This window comes from Rhodococcus sp. KB6 (assembly GCF_001445685.1).
Lineage (GTDB): Bacteria > Actinomycetota > Actinomycetes > Mycobacteriales > Mycobacteriaceae > Rhodococcus_F > Rhodococcus_F qingshengii.
Genome location: NZ_LNAK01000018.1, coordinates 24964 through 40881 on the forward strand (window position 1 = coordinate 24964; position 15918 = coordinate 40881).

Genomic DNA, 15918 nt, shown 5'->3' on the forward strand with positions numbered 1-15918 from the left:
CGACGACAACCCTGCTAGGGAGAATCTCGTGTCCATCACCAGTAGAAACAGCTCGCGACTGTCGGCAGCGGCGGTTCCGGTAGTACTCACGGTCGCCCTGCTCGCCGGATGCTCGTCCGATTCAGACACCACCTCGGCGCCCGGGCCGGTCGTCAGCGACGCCAGCCCGGGTCTCGACGCCGGGGTGCCGATCCCGGACGGGCAAATCGACGACGCGGTCGGGAAGCTCGACGGCCTCGCGAACGACCTCATGGCAAGTTCCGGTGTTCCCGGCATGGCGGTGGCCGTGGTGCACGGAGGTAAGACTGTGTACGCGAAGGGATTCGGGGTTCGCGAGTTGGGTAAGAGCGCCACCGTCGATGCCGACACCGTGTTCCAACTGGCATCGGTGTCGAAATCGGTCGGGGCCACGGTGGTCGCCCACGAAGTCGGAATCGGGACCGTCGACTGGGACACTCCGGTGATCTCGAAACTGCCGGGGTTTGCGCTTGCCGATCCGTGGGTGACCGACCACCTCACGATCTCCGATCTCTACACGCATCGGTCGGGGTTACCGGACCACGCCGGCGACGGGCTGGAGGACCTGGGCTACAACCGGGCCCAGGTGCTCGAAAAACTTCGCCAACTACCGCTCAATCCCTTCCGAATCACATACGAGTACACGAACTTCGGCGTCACTGCCGGCGCGGAGGCCGTTGCAGCCGCGGCGGGCACCGATTGGGAAACGCTGTCGCAGAACACGATCTACGGTCCGCTCGGTATGACTTCGACGTCTTCGCGGTTCGCCGATTACCAAGCCCGAGAAAATCGAACAGTCGGCCACATCCTCGAAGACGGAAAGTACAAGGTAGGGCCGGTTCGGGACGCCGACGCCCAATCCCCCGCCGGTGGAGTCAGTTCCTCGGTGAACGACATGGCCAAGTGGTTGGACATGGTGCTGTCGGGCGGCCGGTATCAGGGGCAGCAGGTCGTTCAGACGGATGCGCTCGTGCCAGCAGTCAACCCGGAAATCGTCTCGCGCCATGCGCAGGAAATCGGGGAACGTTCCGGCTTCTACGGCTACGGGTTCAACGTTTCCGACAGCGCGGCAGGCCGTGTGACCGCCAGCCACTCCGGCGCCTTCCTGCTCGGTGCCGGGACCAATTTCGTCACGATTCCCTCCGCTGACGTCGGCATAGTCGTTCTGACCAACGGCACGCCCACCGGCGTCGCAGAGACCTTGACCGCCGAATTCGCCGATCTGGTGCAGTTCGGGAAGATCACCCGCGAGTGGCGCCCGCTGTACGAAGCGTCCTTTGCCTCACAAGCCGACCCTGAGGGCGAACTTGCCGGGAAGACGCCGCCGGCCTCCCCCGCTCCCGCGCCACCGACAGACCAATTGACCGGCGACTACGGCAATCCGTACTGGGGTCCCGCGCTCGTGACGCAGCAGAACGGTGCGCTGACCTTGACCATGGGTCCCGCGGCCGCGACGTACCCTCTGACCCACTGGGACGGAAACACCTTCACGTTCCCGCTCAGCGGCGAGAACGCACCGGCCGGGACGGTCTCGAAGGCCACCTTCGACGGAAACTCGCTAACCTTGGAGTACTTCGATCACGATCATCTCGGTACCTTCATCCGGGCAACACCGGCCGAATAATCAGCCAAGGACACCCCATGAGTAGTTCGACAGCCACGGTGAACGCAATGTTCGCGGCCCTCACCGATTTCGACGTGGACGCCGCAGCCGAATTGATGACAGACGACATCGTCTGGCAGAACGTCTCGCTCCCCACCCTGCGAGGCAAGAAGACCGTCGTGCGAGCGCTTCGTCTGGTCACGAAGCCTTCACTGAAATTCGAGGCGGAGATGCACCACATCGTCGGCGACGAGTCCACGGTGCTCACCGAACGCACCGACATCCTCACTGTCGGACCGTTGCGCATCGAGTTCTGGGTATGCGGAACTTTCGAACTGCGCGACGGCAAGGTCTGCGTCTGGCGGGACTACTTCAGTCTGCGAGACGTCGCGTGGGGCGTGGTAACCGCGGTCGGCCGCGCAGTCGTCGGGACCGGGACACGAAGTAGGCTTGCTCCGGCCTGAAATCACCTGCCGAAAGCGAGCGAACCTGCCATGTCCGAAAACACCACGCCTGACTCCTTCGACGCCGGATTGGCTGTGCGCACCGAAGTCATGGGGGCCGATTTCGTCGACGCCGCCTTCGAGCGCACCCGGGGAACGGACAGCGAAGAACTGCAGAACTTCGTGACGGCCAACGTCTGGGGTTCGGTATGGACGCGTCCCGGACTCGATCGCCGCAGTCGCAGTCTGATCAATCTGGGGATGCTGATCGCGCTGCGCGCCGAGAACGAACTCAAAGGCCACGTACGTGGGGCATTGCGAAACGGATTGACGCGCACCGAGATCGTCGAAACCGTGATCCACGCGAGCGCGTATTGCGGCGCGCCGGCGGGGCTGGCGGCGATGCGTGTCGTGCAGGAAGTTCTCGACAACGAACTGGGACCGCTGCAAAACTGAACAACTTCAAACCCAGGCATCTCCCCGTGCAGACCGAAGTCCGCACGGGGAGATCACTTCTCAGGAAGTGGGGCCGAACTCCTCGAGCATGTCGGTCACCAACTCGGCGATCGGCGAACGCTCACTGCGCGTGAGTGTGATGTGCGCAAAAAGCGGGTGCCCCTTGAGCTTTTCGATGACGGCCGCAACTCCGTCGTGCCTGCCCACTCGCAGGTTGTCACGCTGCGCGACATCGTGCGTGAGGACCACTCGCGAGCCGGTTCCCAGACGAGAAAGCACTGTCAGCAGAACATTTCGTTCGAGCGACTGCGCTTCGTCGACGATCACGAACGAATCGTGCAGCGACCGACCACGAATGTGCGTCAGCGGCAACACTTCCAGCATTCCGCGGGCGAGAACCTCCTCGAGAACCTCTGGCGAGGCCAACCCGTCGAGAGTGTCGAAAACGGCCTGAGCCCACGGGCCCATCTTCTCGCTCTCACTACCGGGAAGGTAGCCGAGTTCTTGTCCGCCAACGGCATACAACGGACGGAAGACGACAACCTTGCGCTGAGTGCGGCGCTCGAGAACGGCTTCCAAACCTGCCGTCAGAGCCAAGGCCGACTTACCGGTGCCCGCCTTACCACCGAGAGAGATGATACCGATGCTCTCGTCCATGAGGAGATCGAGCGCAATGCGCTGCTCGGCGGAGCGGCCGTGCAACCCGAACGCCTCGCGCTCACCGCGCACCAACTGGATACGCTTGTCGGGAGTCACCCGACCGAGGGCGCTCGACGAACCACCGAGCAGGCGAAGACCCGTGTGACACGGCAGATCTCGCGCTTCGTCGAGGTCCAGGTAACCCTCGTTGAACAGCTCGTCGATGTCCGTTGAGGCGACGTCCAGCTCAGTCATGCCCGTCCATCCGGATGGCACGACGTCGTGAGCGTGGTACTCGTCGGCAGGTAGTCCCACCGCGCCTGCCTTCACACGAAGCGGAATGTCCTTACTGACGAGGACTACGTCCTTGCCCTCCGCCGCAAGGTTCAGCGCGCACGCCAGAATTCTCGAATCGTTACTGTCCGTGCGGAATCCGACGGGTAAGACCGCAGGGTCGGTGTGATTGAGTTCGACCTGCAGTGTCCCGTTCTCGGTGCCGATCGGTACCGGACGGTCGAGGCGGCTGTATTCGATCCGGAGATCGTCGAGCATGCGGAGCGATTCTCGGGCGAACCATCCCAGTTCGTGGTGGTGTCGCTTGCCTTCGAGTTCGCTGATCACGACGAGTGGCAGTACCACGTGGTGTTCGGCGAATCGAGTGACAGCCCATGGATCGGACAGTAGTACCGAGGTATCCAAGACGTACGTGCGAAGTGCATCTCCCGAATGATTCCCGGCTGATAGATCAGCCCGGGCCGAGTGGGCAGAGACGGAGCGTGATGCAGTCACGTTGGGCTCCTAGGTCTGCGCGGCACCCGCGCAAACTCAGCTCGCTGGGCCGGACGGCTCTGGTGTCAGGTGACGCTGTGTCAGCTGAAACAAGGGCCGGGCGCCGGCCCTCTCGTACTGAGTGTTTCAGTCACGATCAGAACCTCCCGCACAAGTAACTTCTGGTTACTCGTTACTGCCGACGGTACTGCGGATCGGACACTCGCGCCACGGAACGAGCCGCACATCTGGTGAACGCCAGGTAACAAAATGCCACTCGTGTGATTCAGCGTCACTCAGGACTCGATCAGACCCCACTTCGCGGCGCGCACCGCTGCCTGAACCCGCGAATTGGTTCCGGTCTTGACGAAGATGTTCTCGAGGTGGGTGGCGACGGTTCGACGGCTGACGAACAACTCCTCGGCGATCTCGACATTGCCCGCGCCCCTGGCCACCAATTGCAGTACTTGGATCTCCCGTGGGCTCAGATGGACACGATCGAGCGCCACCTGGTCCCCCACGACGCGCGAGCAGGCTGCGCTGGACGCCGCCACCACCTCCCGTACGCGATCGACGACGCCGGAATCCGCGAAGCTCATGTGCAGCAATCCGGTCACCTCACGGCCGGAGAACCCCAATGCGACCGAGGCACCCTCGGCGTACCCGGACGGCCGCAGAACATCGGTGACCATCTCGACCTGCTCGAATCGTGGCACGTCCTGCCAGAACACGGGCACGCCCGAAGCCTCGCGAATGATGCCGAAGAGATTGCGATCGGCGACGAAGTCGTCGAGCAGGAACTCGAGCACCCTGGCGTCGTATCCGGAACTCGCCAGAGCCCGATGCCGTCCGCTCGACGGGTCTCGGTACGTGACCGCCGCAGCCGAGTACGCGAGTCCACGTGCGCGAAGTTCTTCGGCGCACAGGCCGAGAATGCCGTACGCCCCGGCCGCCGGCGATCGCGGCGCGAACATGTCAGGTCCAGCACCGCGATCAGGCAGTACAGACGTCATCACACCAATCTAGCCAATCGTGTGAGCTAGGCCACCACCAGTGAATCGGCCGGCTTCCTGTCCGCCCACGGACGCACCGCTTCGAAGTTCGCGGCAGTCCGCAGAACCAGTGCGTCCTGGCGGTGGCGTGCGGCGATCTGCAGCCCCACCGGTCGACCGTCGGCGGTGAATCCGGCGGGCACGGTGATCGCGGGGTTGTTGAGCATGTTGTACGGGTAGGTGAAGAGCCAATCGAGCAACTGCTCACGCAACGACGCACCTTCGAGCCATGACGGCGCGAACTGACTGAGCGGGAACGTGGCCGAAGCCAAGGTCGGCGAGACCAACACGTCGTAGTCGTTCATGAACGTGGTCCACGTGTCCCACATGACGCCGCGGAATGCGTCGGCCCGCCCGACGTCGACACCGGTGAGCCGCTCGGCCTCGTGCATGATCTCGATCAGGTTGTCGTCGACCTCGCCGCGCTGGTTCTCCCAGTCGAGCAAGTCGTATTCGGAAGCGAAACCGGGAACCCAGATGCCGTTCCACATCGACTCCGACGGATTTCCCCACTGCGGGGTGGCCTCGGTGATCTGGGCACCCAATTCCTCGAATGCCGCCAGCGCGTCGAGGCACACCGCCAGCACCTCCGGATCAACATGGCCGAGGCCGAGATTCGTCGACCACGCGACGCGAAGCCCCTTCACGTCACCCTTCGCCGCTTCGACGTACGAGGTCTCCGCACGCTCGATCGAGAGCGGATCCGCATTGTCCGGCCCGGCCATGATGTCGAGCATCAGCGCGTTGTCGGCGACGGTCCTGGTGATCGGACCGTGGTACGCCCAGTTGTAGAAGCGCCCGGCCAGGATGGTCTGAGGAATCACGCCGGTGGTCGGTTTGAGCCCGACGACCCCGCAGAGCGCCGACGGGATACGCACCGATCCGGCGCCGTCACTGCCCTCGGCAAGTGGCCCGAGGCCTGCAGCCACAGCAGCCGAAGCACCGCCACTGGACCCGCCCGCGCTGTTGCCGAGCTTCCACGGGTTGTGCGTCGGCCCGTACAGGTGGTTGTCCGTGCCACCGTAGTAACCGCTTTCGGGAGTGTTCGTCTTTCCCAGGAACAGTCCGCCGGCGCCGCGCAGCCTGTCCACGACGACGGCATTTCCCGTCGCGATGTTGTCGGCCATCGGCTTCATCCCGAACGTGGTCGGCAGCCCGTCGACTGCCGTCAGATCTTTGATCGTGAATGGAACGCCGTGCAGCGGGCCGAGTTTCTCGCCCGATTCCTGTTGCCGTGAGAGTTCGGCCGCGTCGCGCGTGACCTGCTCGCGATCGAACTGCACTATCGCGTTGATCGACGGATTGACGGCGTCGACGCGCTGGATCATCGCTTCGGCAATCTCGTTGGGCGAGAGACTGTTCGACGCGACCGACGCCGCCATCTCGGTAGCGGAGAGCCAATGCAGATTCTGTTCGGTCATGGGGTTTCCTTCGCCGGAGGGGTGATGCTCTCAGGCTAGGAAGCACCGAACTCGGCCACCATCGGTCATGTGACCGATGCCACAATCCGCGACTGGAAAAAAACCAGCGGCCCGGCCCCTCGAAAGGGACCGGGCCGTCGGTGAAGGAATTCCTAGACGTTCTTGCTGAGCAGGCCCCAGTTCTCGAGACCGTCGTACAGCGGAAGGTCGAGGGCGAGCTTGGCGACGCGCGCACGCAGCACCGGCAGATCCGCGTTGCCGGCCAGAGCGGTACCGATGATGTCGGCGACCTCGGTGAACTCGGCATCACCGAATCCGCGAGTGGCCAACGCTGCGGTACCGATACGCAGACCGGAGGTGGTCATCGGCGGGCGGGGATCGAACGGAACAGCGTTGCGGTTGACCGTGATGCCGATTTCGTGCAGAAGGTCCTCACCCTGCTGGCCGTCGAGCTGCGAGTTACGCAGGTCCACGAGCACGAGGTGGACGTCAGTGCCGCCGGTCAGGACGCTGATGCCCTGGTCTGCGACGTCCTTGTTGCCCAGACGCTCGGCAAGGATGCGCGCACCGGAAAGGGTGCGTGCCTGACGATCCTTGAACTCTTCACCGGCAGCGATCTTGAAGGTGACTGCCTTGGCCGCGATGGCGTGCATGAGCGGTCCACCCTGCTGACCGGGGAAGACAGCGGAGTTGAGCTTCTTGGCCCACTCTTTCTTCGCCAGGATCAGGCCCGAACGCGGACCACCGAGGGTCTTGTGGACGGTCGAGGAGACGACGTCTGCGTACGGGACGGGCGACGGGTGCAGGCCTGCGGCAACCAGTCCGGCGAAGTGAGCCATGTCCACCCACAGGTACGCGCCGACCTCGTCGGCGATCGCACGGAACGCCGCGAAGTCCTGCTGACGCGGGTATGCGGACCAACCGGCAACGATGACCTTCGGCTTCTCGGCGAGGGCGATCGAGCGCACCTCGTCCATGTCGATGCGGTGATCTTCCTTGCTGACGCCGTAGGACGCGACGTCGTACAACTTGCCGGAGAAGTTGAGCTTCATGCCGTGCGTGAGGTGACCGCCGTGTGCAAGGTCGAGGCCGAGCAGCTTCTCACCCGGGTTCATCAGTGCCATCAGAACAGCAGCGTTGGCCTGTGCGCCCGAGTGCGGCTGAACGTTCGCGAACTCTGCACCGAAGAGTTCCTTCGCACGGTTGCGCGCCAGATCCTCGATGACGTCGACGTGCTCGCAACCGCCGTAGTAACGACGTCCCGGGTAGCCCTCGGCGTACTTGTTGGTCAGGACGCTGCCCTGAGCCTGCAGAACCGAGCGGGGAACGAAGTTCTCCGACGCGATCATCTCGAGCGTGTCGCGCTGACGAGCCAATTCACCAGCCATCGCCTCGGCGACTTCGGGGTCGAGTTCGGCGAGTGATGCAGAGTTGACGTCGGAGCCGGGCACAGCGGTCATCGAGGAATCTCCAAGCTGGATGCGGAAACGAATGCGTCCAGTCTACGAAGTTCGCTCCCGCCGTCTCCACCCGGCACTAGGCAGCACGCAGAGAGCTGGGGACCAGCGGCTCGTCGAGCAGCCTGCGGAAGCGTTCGGTGCGCTCCGCGCCCACCGGCACCTCGTCCAGCCAGCCCCCGAGCAGGCGGTATCCCTCGACATACGTGCTGGTGTATGCCCGCCACAGCGGCGAAGACAGGAACTTGAGCGACTGGCGAGCGCGTTCCGGCGTCGACAGCGACCACCGTTCGAGGAACAGCGCCACGTCGTCGAGGCTGCGCCCCTCGTCGTGCAACATCAGCGCCGCATCCTGCCGGACACTCAGCAGTTGCCCCGACGCGGCGGAGAGCCGTTGCGCCTTTTCCCCGTCGAAAGACAAGCCGAGATCGGCGTAGATGTCCTGCGCCCACAAACCCCAGTCCGGGCCGACAATCGCTTCCAGCGCCAAATCCGCGAGGCCTTCGGCCATGATGCACTGCGGCGTGTTGACCAGGAACAGTGTCTGCTCGAGCTGGCCCGAACCGACCAGACCGGCTTCCTTACGGCAATGCTCGGTGTGATGGCCGGGGTAGGACTCGTGCGCGATCAGCCGCGGCAGGTTGGCCATGAACTGCGGCAGATCCGAATTGATCGCAACCTTGGAGCGGTAGTCACCGAGGTAGTAGTTGAAGCCGGACCACGGCTTGTCCCCCACCACTTCGTATTCGACGGTTTCCGACGCGGGAAGCCCGAACGTGCCGCGGACCAGATCGCGCAGCGCACTCGACATTGCCTCGACGCATTCGTTCAGTTTCGCCGCGGGGATCTCGTCGGCCTTGCGATGGGCCTGCACCCGCTCGGCCAACGGTCCCGGACCGGGCAGAACTTCACCCATCAACCGGTGAGCGTCGCGGTAGGCGTCCTCGTTTCCCTTCTCGATTCGGACGTCGAAGTACGCCTCGACCTCGTCCACGAAGCCGATGTCCTCACCCGCGAACTTGCGCCCGGAGCATTCCAGAGCGCGAAGGTGTACGTCGACGAAGTGGGAGCGTTCGGCATTCAGACCACTTCCGGCCAACTCGCCCCGCAATTCACGTGCCGTGCGGGCAAGTTCACGCGGATCGGGCTTCGGGGCGCTCTCGATCTGCTTACGCAGCACCGGGTCACCGGTGAACGCGTCGACGAACCCGTCTTCGAGACGGTCGAAACCCAGTCCGAGCAGCAGGTATTGGCGAACAAGTGTGTCTGGATCCATAACCACCGAGCCTAGTCGCTCGCTCCGGAATGCCACCCGGCGAAAGTCCCGGACGTGGCACCGAGCACAATCCGACTATGCACTCGGATCGTGCGCACACGCGCCTGGCTTGCTCGCATAGCTGTTTCGTCCGCCGGGCCCCGGGTTCACTACGTGCCGGTGAGCTGGGCTGATGGCGCGCACCAACGAATCGAGTCCCTACGTCGAGTTCGACCGCAAGCAGTGGCGGACACTGCGTAAGTCGACGCCACTGGTGTTGACCGAGGACGAGTTGTACGGCCTGCGTGGTCTCGGCGAGCAGATCGATCTCGAAGAAGTTGCCGAGGTTTATCTCCCCCTCGCACGTCTGATCCACCTGCAGGTGGCGGCACGCCAACGACTGTTCGCGGCCACCGCGACCTTCCTCGGCGAGAAGCATCCCGATCGTCAGGTGCCCTTCGTCATCGGTGTCGCCGGTTCGGTCGCGGTCGGAAAATCCACGACTGCTCGTGTGCTGCAAGCTCTCCTGGCCCGCTGGGATCACCATCCGCGCGTCGACCTCGTCACCACGGACGGATTCCTCTATCCGACCAGGGAACTCCAGCGTCGGGGCATCATGCACCGCAAGGGTTTTCCCGAAAGCTACGATCGCCGCAAGCTGTTGCGCTTCGTCACCGAAGTCAAGTCCGGGGCGGAAGAGGTAGCGGCGCCGGTCTATTCGCACACGTCGTACGACATCATCCCGGGCCAGTACCACCTGATCCGCCAGCCCGACATCCTCATCATCGAGGGCCTCAACGTCCTGCAGACCGGCCCGCGTCTGATGGTCTCCGATCTGTTCGACTTCTCGATCTACGTCGACGCCCGCATCGAGGACATCGAAGCCTGGTACATCCAGCGGTTCCTCGCGCTACGCAACACGTCGTTCGCCGATCCGAACGCTCACTTTCACCACTACTCCGGCCTCTCCGACCGTGACGCGACCATCGCGGCGAAGGAGATCTGGAACTCGATCAACCACCCGAACCTGGTGGAGAACATTCTCCCCACCCGCCCCCGCGCAACCCTGGTGCTGCGCAAGGACGCCGATCACACGATCAACCGGCTGCGACTGCGCAAGCTCTGAGACGGCTCAGGCGCCGAACCGGCGGTGGCGCGCCGCGTAATCGCGCAAGGCTCGAAGAAAGTCGACTCGACGGAATTCGGGCCAGTACGCCTCGGTGAACCAGATCTCCGAATAGGCGCTCTGCCACAACAGGAATCCGGAGAGCCGCTGCTCGCCGGAGGTGCGGATCACCAGATCCGGATCGGGCTGTCCCGACGTGTACAGATGCCCGTCGATGCCGTCGACCGTGACGGCCTGGATCAGTTCGTCGCCGCTCAGACCCGCACCGATCTTGTCGCGCAGGAGCGATTGGACGGCGTCGGCGATCTCCTGACGCCCGCCGTATCCGATCGCGACGTTGACATGTGTCCCGGTTCGGCCGCTCGTCCCCGCCGCCGCTTCCCGCAAGCGCCTGGACTGCTCGGGAGGCAGAAGATCGAGAGCCCCGACGATCTGCACACTCCAGTTCTTGCCGGGCCCGGAGATCTCTTCGACGACGTCGGTGATGATTTCGAGGAGGGTGTCGAGCTCTTCCGGCTCGCGGCGCAGGTTCTCGGTCGAGAGCAGGTAGATGGTTGCCATCTCGATTCCGGCGGCGTCGCACCACTCGAGCAATTCGGCAATTTTGAGCGCGCCCATGCGGTGCCCGTGACTGACATCGGTGAAGCCGTTCTCGCGAGCCCATCGCCGATTTCCGTCACACATCACCGCTACGTGCCGTGGGTGCGCGAGACCGTCGAGATGACTGAGGAGTCGTCGCTCGTAGATGCTGTACAGCAGTCCGCGCAGATTCACCGTGACATCACCATGGTGTCAAAGACTACGCCCGGCAGTGACAGCCACATGCGAGCGCCGTCACGCTTTTTGTACGCGTCGAAAACCCGCAGGTAGGTTATGCTACTGATGCGTAACCTACGGTACCGTAGGTTACGCGGTTGGCAACAGTACGGAACGAGAGGGGTTGCACATGACGGCATTCGGGCTCGAAGAGCTTCCGGTCAAACCACGCATGCGCGGTTGGATCCATCTGTGGGCGCTCGGTGTCTCCGTCGTCGCAGGCATCGTTCTCGTCTCCGTAGCCGGCGCTCAGGTCGGCGCCAAAGCGGCTTGGGCAACCGCGATCTACAGCGTCACGATCTGCGGCCTCTTCGGCATCAGTGCGACGTATCACCGCATCCAGTGGCAGACGGTCAAGGGCCGTACGTGGATGAAGCGTGCGGACCATTCGATGATCTTTCTCTTCATCGCCGGCAGCTACACACCGTTCGCCATGCTCGGCCTCCCGACTCACACCGGCAAGATCATCCTCGCGATCGTGTGGGCAGGCGCGCTCGCCGGCGTCGCACTCAAGATGCTCTGGCCCACCGCCCCGAAATGGGTGGGAGTCCCGCTCTACCTGCTCCTCGGTTGGGCGATCGTTCCCGTGGTCGGTGAACTGACGCACCAGGTCGGTGTGGCGCCTATGGTGCTGCTGCTCGTCGGCGGAATCTTCTACAGCGTCGGCGCAATTCTGTACGCGACGAAATGGCCAAACCCGTGGCCCACGACGTTCGGGCATCACGAGTTCTTCCACGCCGCGACGGTCGTCGCAGCGATCTGCCACTACATCGCGGTATGGCTCGTCGTGTTCAACTGACTCGCCAGTTCCACCACCGTCGTCACCGGCCGATCACACACGAATCCCCGACAGATGTACGCGGCTTCACCACCGTCGACGAGGGGTCGATCTGCAAGCAGCGGTGAAGAATCCGGGGCACCCCCGACAACCACTGCACCACCCGGCGCAAGCCGGCGGGCATCGGCCAACAGCGAACCTTCCCCGACGACGGCCACCTGTATCGGACCACGCAACGACGCTTCCGCCACCGCGAGCCAGTGCCCCGCCGACCGAGGCGCACGCTCGAGCGGCAGCGTGGCCCTCGCCAGCGCGTCCGCCGCGGCCTGGGCGTAACGAGAAGAGCGCTCGGCATCGGTCAACGCCGCTGCGGTCAACAGAGCCTCCGCGACGCTCGACGCACCGGACGGCGTCGCGCCGTCCAACGGGTCTCGGGGCCGAGTCACGAGCGACTCCGCGAAATCGGCCGTGTCGAACCAGCTTCCCGGCTCGGCCGGATCAGCGAAGTGGTCGACAGTGACGTCGAGCAACTGCTGCGCCGCATCGAGCCACCGCGCCAATCCCGTTGCCTGGTATAGAGCCAGGAGGCCGGTGGCCAACATTGCGTAATCCTCGAGCACGCCCGTCGGGGCGCCGACAGCCCCGCCGAGGGAAGCGCGACGCAAGTGACCGTCCACCAGGTGAAGGTCGAGAAGAGCGCCAGCGCACTCGGCCGCCGCCGCGATCCAGTCGGGTCGGTCCAGGGCAAGTCCCGCTTCCGTCAAGGCCGTGACGGTCAACCCGTTCCAGGCCGTCACCACCTTGTCGTCGCGGCCGGGCTGTGGACGCTGAGCCCGGACGGCGCGTAGAGCGTCGGAGACCGTCTGCCAGCGCGACCAGTCGTCGGGGTCACGGAGCAACTGCAGTACCGACGCACCCTCTTCGAAGGTTCCGGTATCGGTGACCCGGAACAACTCCGAGGCCCACTGCCCGTCCTCCGCGCCGAGTACCTCGACCAGCTGCGTCGGCGTCCATACGTACGTGAGGCCTTCGACGCCGTCGGTGTCGGCATCGAGAGCCGAAGCGAAGCAACCGTTCTCGGTCAGCAGATCGGAGAGCAGGAACCTTGCGGTCTCCTCGGTGACGCGAGTGGCGAGGTCCGATCCGGTGCGCCGCGCCCAGTGCGCGTAGAACCGCAGGAGCAGCGCATTGTCGTAGAGCATCTTCTCGAAGTGCGGAACCACCCACTCGGCATCGACCGAGTACCGCGAGAAACCGCCACCCAACTGGTCGTAGATCCCGCCACGTGCCATTGCTTCGGCGGTGCGCTCGATGCCGCCGAGGATCTCGCCCGAACCCGTTCGCTCGTACTGTCGGAGCAGCCCCTCCAGTAGTGCCGACGGTGGAAACTTCGGTGCCCCACCGAATCCCCCGCGCGGGACGTCCTCGTCGCCGAGGATCGACCGACCCGCCGCGTTCAGCAGCTCGGCGTCGATGGGTGCTCCGCCGTACGGAATCCCGCCCGACGCGCGCTGAAGTTCCGTGACGATCGACTGTGCCGCGTTGTCGACCTCGTCGCGCCGATTCGTGAAGGTGTCGGCTATCGCTTCGAGAAGCTGTGTGAACGAAGGCATTCCGCCGCGAGGCGTCGGCGGGTAGTACGTGCCGCAGTAGAACGGTGAACCGTCGGGAGTCAGGAAACAGGTCATGGGCCAGCCGCCCTGGCCGGTCATCGCAACCGTCGCATTCATGTAGACGGCGTCGATGTCGGGACGTTCTTCTCGGTCCACCTTCACACAGACGAAGTTCGCGTTCATGACGGCCGCGATCTCGTCGTTCTCGAACGACTCGTGCGCCATGACGTGGCACCAGTGGCACGCCGAGTATCCGATCGAGAGGAGGATCGGCACGTTGCGCTCGCGCGCCCACTCCATCGCTTCTTCGCCCCACTGTTGCCAGTGGACCGGATTGTCGGCGTGCTGACGCAGGTAAGGGCTCGAGGACCCACCCAGGTTGTTCCGCATCCGTGGGTCCATCGCCGCTACCTCGTTCGTCTCAGGATTCTTGCTTGGGCTTCTTCTCGGTAGAGACGTTGGGTTCCGCCGGGCTCGGAGCAGTGATAGCTCCCCGGTCGGTGCCTTCGTCTGCCTGCTGATCGAGTTCGGGATGATCCGGTTCGAACGTCTCCGGCAGCTTCTTGAGCTGGCGGTTCATCGACCGAACCAGGAGGATCACACCGATGAGCAGCGCAAGAATCACCAGCAGGCCGACCGGAGACGACTTTCCGAACTCCGGGCCGGATGGGTTACTCGGGGTCTGAGCAAGAAATTGTGTGGTGCCGAGAACTACCTCGGCGGACAGAGCATTCACTTCTGAGCGTCCTCTTCGAGACCTGCGAACAGGTCGGTTTCCGGAATGGACGTGGTGACCCGCGTCTTGGCGAGCTCGAATTCCTCGGTGGGCCAGATCTTCTGCTGAATGTCGAGCGGCACAGCGAAGAACGAACCGTTGGGATCGATCTGCGTCGCGTGTGCGCGCAGAGCATCGTCACGCTGGGGAAAGTAGTCGCCGCACGTGACCTGAGTGGTCACCCGGACCATCATGTCGCCGCGTTCGGTCTTCCACTTCTTGAGCCAGTCCGCCATCGGGAACGGCTCTCCGCGACGCTCGTACTCCTCCTGGAAGAGTTCGAGGCGCTTACGGATGAATCCGTGCGAGTAGTAGACCTTCTTGATTTCCCACGGCTGACCGTCCTCGGGGAAGTACTCGGGATCGGCGGCGGCTTCGTAGGCTGCCATCGTCACCTCGTGGCACCGGATGTGATCCGGGTGCGGGTATCCGCCGTTCTCGTCGTACGTCGTGACGACGTGGGGACGGAACTCGCGAATCACCTTGACCAGAGCGCGCGTCGACTCTTCGAGCGGAACGAGGGCGAAGCACCCTTCGGGCAGCGGCGGAAGAGGGTCGCCCTCGGGAAGCCCGGAATCGACGAAACCGAGCCAGCGCTGCTTCACGCCCAGGATGCGAGCGGCCTCGGCCATCTCCTCCTGGCGAACTTCGCTGATTCGATCGCGGACACCGGGAACGTCCATGGCCGGGTTGAGAATGTCGCCACGCTCACCCCCGGTGAGCGTCAGGACCATCACTTCGTGGCCTTCGGCTGCATAACGGGCGGTGGTGGCCGCACCCTTGCTCGACTCGTCGTCGGGATGGGCATGGACGGCCATGAGCCGGAATCCGCTCACGTGTTCGTTCACCTCAACTTCACCTGTAGCCGTTGCCGGCAGTTCACCTGTAGCCGTCACCGGCAGTTCACCTGTAGCCGTCACCGGCAGTCTTCGAATCACACGCTGTGCACCGCTCGGATTACTCCGGGCCGTTGCCGTCAAACGTACCGACTGCCGACAAACCTACCGACGGCGCGACGGGATACGTCCTCTATAGTTCCACCCGAGAGTTCCTGGCGCAGCCGTGACCCCTTCGGTAATCCGGCGGGACACAGTCAGTTGCTGCACGACACGCGAACTCGAGTCTTCGAGAGCAGAGTGATGAGCAAACCGCTTCCCCAAGATCGGTACCCGAGCACAACTCGCACGGGCAGTCCCCGCAAGTGGATGGTGTGGGCTCTGACCGCTCTCGTCATCGTCGTAGGCGGCGGAATCGCGTACTACGCGTACGGAAAATTTGCGGTCAAGGAAATCGAGACCGAGACCATCTCGTTCGACATCGCCAACGACTCCACGGTGAAGATCCGTTTCACCGTCACACGCGACGACTCGTCGCGTGAAGCGATGTGCATCGTGCGCGCACGCTCGAAGGACGGCTCCGAAACCGGTCGACGTGAGGTCTACGTCCCGTCGTCGGAACATCAGACCCTCGAGTTCAACACCGAGGTCAAGACGTCCCAGCCGCCAGGCATGGCCGACGTCTACGGCTGCAGCTTCGACGTTCCGGAGTACCTGACCAAGAGCTGACCTCGGAACGCACCCACCCTGCCGGACGTTTGACGCCGGACAGGGCGGGTAGTCATGCGTGATAGAATTGCCCGATACACGGTTCCGGGTGGAACCGTGTATTGCTGCATTGACGCAAGGTTTGACGGCAAGG

Annotated in this window: 15 protein-coding genes; 6 read left to right on the plus strand and 9 right to left on the minus strand. The window is 63.8% G+C overall.

Annotated features, from left to right (window positions below; translation table 11 throughout):
• Positions 1–28 precede the first annotated feature (28 nt).
• Genes ASU23_RS03350 through ASU23_RS03360 form a run of 3 tightly spaced genes read left to right on the plus strand, consistent with a single transcriptional unit; the run spans position 29 to position 2520 of the window.
• Complete coding sequence (locus tag ASU23_RS03350; protein WP_047270320.1) at positions 29–1642, plus strand: serine hydrolase; 1614 nt, start codon at positions 29–31, stop codon at positions 1640–1642.
• Positions 1643–1659: 17 nt separating this feature from the next.
• Positions 1660–2085, plus strand: coding sequence for a limonene-1,2-epoxide hydrolase family protein (locus tag ASU23_RS03355; protein ID WP_007726363.1), 426 nt, complete (start codon positions 1660–1662; stop codon positions 2083–2085).
• Between the two features lie 30 nt (positions 2086–2115).
• Positions 2116–2520 carry a carboxymuconolactone decarboxylase family protein gene (locus ASU23_RS03360; RefSeq protein ID WP_003945227.1) on the plus strand — a complete coding sequence of 135 codons (405 nt, stop codon included), beginning with the start codon at positions 2116–2118 and terminating at the stop codon, positions 2518–2520.
• Between the two features lie 60 nt (positions 2521–2580).
• On the opposite strand, the gene ASU23_RS03365 is transcribed toward ASU23_RS03360, so the two are convergent.
• The 5 genes from ASU23_RS03365 to ASU23_RS03385 all read right to left on the minus strand — a co-directional run bounded on the left by ASU23_RS03365 (position 2581) and on the right by ASU23_RS03385 (position 9133).
• Positions 2581–3948: a PhoH family protein gene (locus tag ASU23_RS03365; protein ID WP_058037245.1), complete on the minus strand. Its 1368-nt coding sequence runs from the start codon at positions 3946–3948 to the stop codon at positions 2581–2583.
• A 275-nt stretch (positions 3949–4223) separates the two neighbouring features.
• Entirely contained in the window at positions 4224–4940 is a 717-nt protein-coding gene (locus ASU23_RS03370; RefSeq protein ID WP_007726367.1) for a LuxR family transcriptional regulator, read from the minus strand.
• A 26-nt stretch (positions 4941–4966) separates the two neighbouring features.
• The gene (locus ASU23_RS03375; RefSeq protein ID WP_019744590.1) at positions 4967–6400 is read right to left on the minus strand and encodes an amidase; all 1434 of its coding nucleotides are present in this window, start codon (positions 6398–6400) and stop codon (positions 4967–4969) included.
• Between the two features lie 152 nt (positions 6401–6552).
• The gene (glyA, locus tag ASU23_RS03380; RefSeq protein ID WP_058037246.1) at positions 6553–7860 is read right to left on the minus strand and encodes a serine hydroxymethyltransferase; all 1308 of its coding nucleotides are present in this window, start codon (positions 7858–7860) and stop codon (positions 6553–6555) included.
• Between the two features lie 76 nt (positions 7861–7936).
• Positions 7937–9133, minus strand: coding sequence for a hypothetical protein (locus ASU23_RS03385; RefSeq protein ID WP_058037247.1), 1197 nt, complete (start codon positions 9131–9133; stop codon positions 7937–7939).
• A 172-nt stretch (positions 9134–9305) separates the two neighbouring features.
• Here ASU23_RS03385 and coaA point away from each other — a divergent pair, with 172 nt between their 5' ends.
• Positions 9306–10238, plus strand: coding sequence for a type I pantothenate kinase (coaA, locus tag ASU23_RS03390; protein ID WP_003945270.1), 933 nt, complete (start codon positions 9306–9308; stop codon positions 10236–10238).
• Between the two features lie 6 nt (positions 10239–10244).
• Here coaA and ASU23_RS03395 read toward each other — a convergent pair whose 3' ends face one another.
• Positions 10245–11012, minus strand: coding sequence for an isoprenyl transferase (locus ASU23_RS03395; RefSeq protein ID WP_003945211.1), 768 nt, complete (start codon positions 11010–11012; stop codon positions 10245–10247).
• A gap of 172 nt (positions 11013–11184) precedes the next feature.
• Between ASU23_RS03395 and ASU23_RS03400 the strand changes: the two genes are divergently transcribed.
• A complete protein-coding gene (locus ASU23_RS03400; protein WP_058037248.1) occupies positions 11185–11853 on the plus strand; it encodes a hemolysin III family protein in 669 nt (222 codons plus the stop codon).
• Here the strand turns inward: ASU23_RS03400 and ASU23_RS03405 are convergent.
• From ASU23_RS03405 to mca, 3 genes are read right to left on the minus strand one after another with little or no spacing between them, the layout of a single operon-like run.
• On the minus strand, positions 11820–13847 hold the full coding sequence (locus ASU23_RS03405; protein WP_058037249.1) for a thioredoxin domain-containing protein: 2028 nt from the start codon (positions 13845–13847) through the stop codon (positions 11820–11822). The two genes, ASU23_RS03400 and ASU23_RS03405, sit on opposite strands and share 34 nt — an antisense overlap.
• Positions 13848–13866: 19 nt before the next feature.
• Complete coding sequence (locus ASU23_RS03410; RefSeq protein WP_007726381.1) at positions 13867–14181, minus strand: hypothetical protein; 315 nt, start codon at positions 14179–14181, stop codon at positions 13867–13869.
• A complete protein-coding gene (mca, locus tag ASU23_RS03415; protein WP_007726383.1) occupies positions 14178–15056 on the minus strand; it encodes a mycothiol conjugate amidase Mca in 879 nt (292 codons plus the stop codon). Before mca ends, ASU23_RS03410 begins: the two co-directional genes overlap by 4 nt.
• Before the next feature lie 303 nt (positions 15057–15359).
• On the opposite strand from mca, the gene ASU23_RS03420 reads away from it, so the two are divergent.
• The gene (locus ASU23_RS03420; protein WP_007726384.1) at positions 15360–15785 is read left to right on the plus strand and encodes a DUF4307 domain-containing protein; all 426 of its coding nucleotides are present in this window, start codon (positions 15360–15362) and stop codon (positions 15783–15785) included.
• Positions 15786–15918: the final 133 nt, after the last annotated feature.

Coding starts and splice junctions, on each gene's coding strand:
- ASU23_RS03355 (WP_007726363.1), top strand. CDS start 1,660: ATGAGTAGTTCGACAGCCACGGTGAACGCAATGTTCGCGGCCCTCACC.
- ASU23_RS03360 (WP_003945227.1), top strand. CDS start 2,116: ATGTCCGAAAACACCACGCCTGACTCCTTCGACGCCGGATTGGCTGTG.
- ASU23_RS03370 (WP_007726367.1), bottom strand. CDS start 4,940: ATGACGTCTGTACTGCCTGATCGCGGTGCTGGACCTGACATGTTCGCG.
- ASU23_RS03375 (WP_019744590.1), bottom strand. CDS start 6,400: ATGACCGAACAGAATCTGCATTGGCTCTCCGCTACCGAGATGGCGGCG.
- glyA (WP_058037246.1), bottom strand. CDS start 7,860: ATGACCGCTGTGCCCGGCTCCGACGTCAACTCTGCATCACTCGCCGAA.
- ASU23_RS03385 (WP_058037247.1), bottom strand. CDS start 9,133: ATGGATCCAGACACACTTGTTCGCCAATACCTGCTGCTCGGACTGGGT.
- coaA (WP_003945270.1), top strand. CDS start 9,306: ATGGCGCGCACCAACGAATCGAGTCCCTACGTCGAGTTCGACCGCAAG.
- ASU23_RS03400 (WP_058037248.1), top strand. CDS start 11,185: ATGACGGCATTCGGGCTCGAAGAGCTTCCGGTCAAACCACGCATGCGC.
- ASU23_RS03405 (WP_058037249.1), bottom strand. CDS start 13,847: ATGGACCCACGGATGCGGAACAACCTGGGTGGGTCCTCGAGCCCTTAC.
- ASU23_RS03420 (WP_007726384.1), top strand. CDS start 15,360: ATGAGCAAACCGCTTCCCCAAGATCGGTACCCGAGCACAACTCGCACG.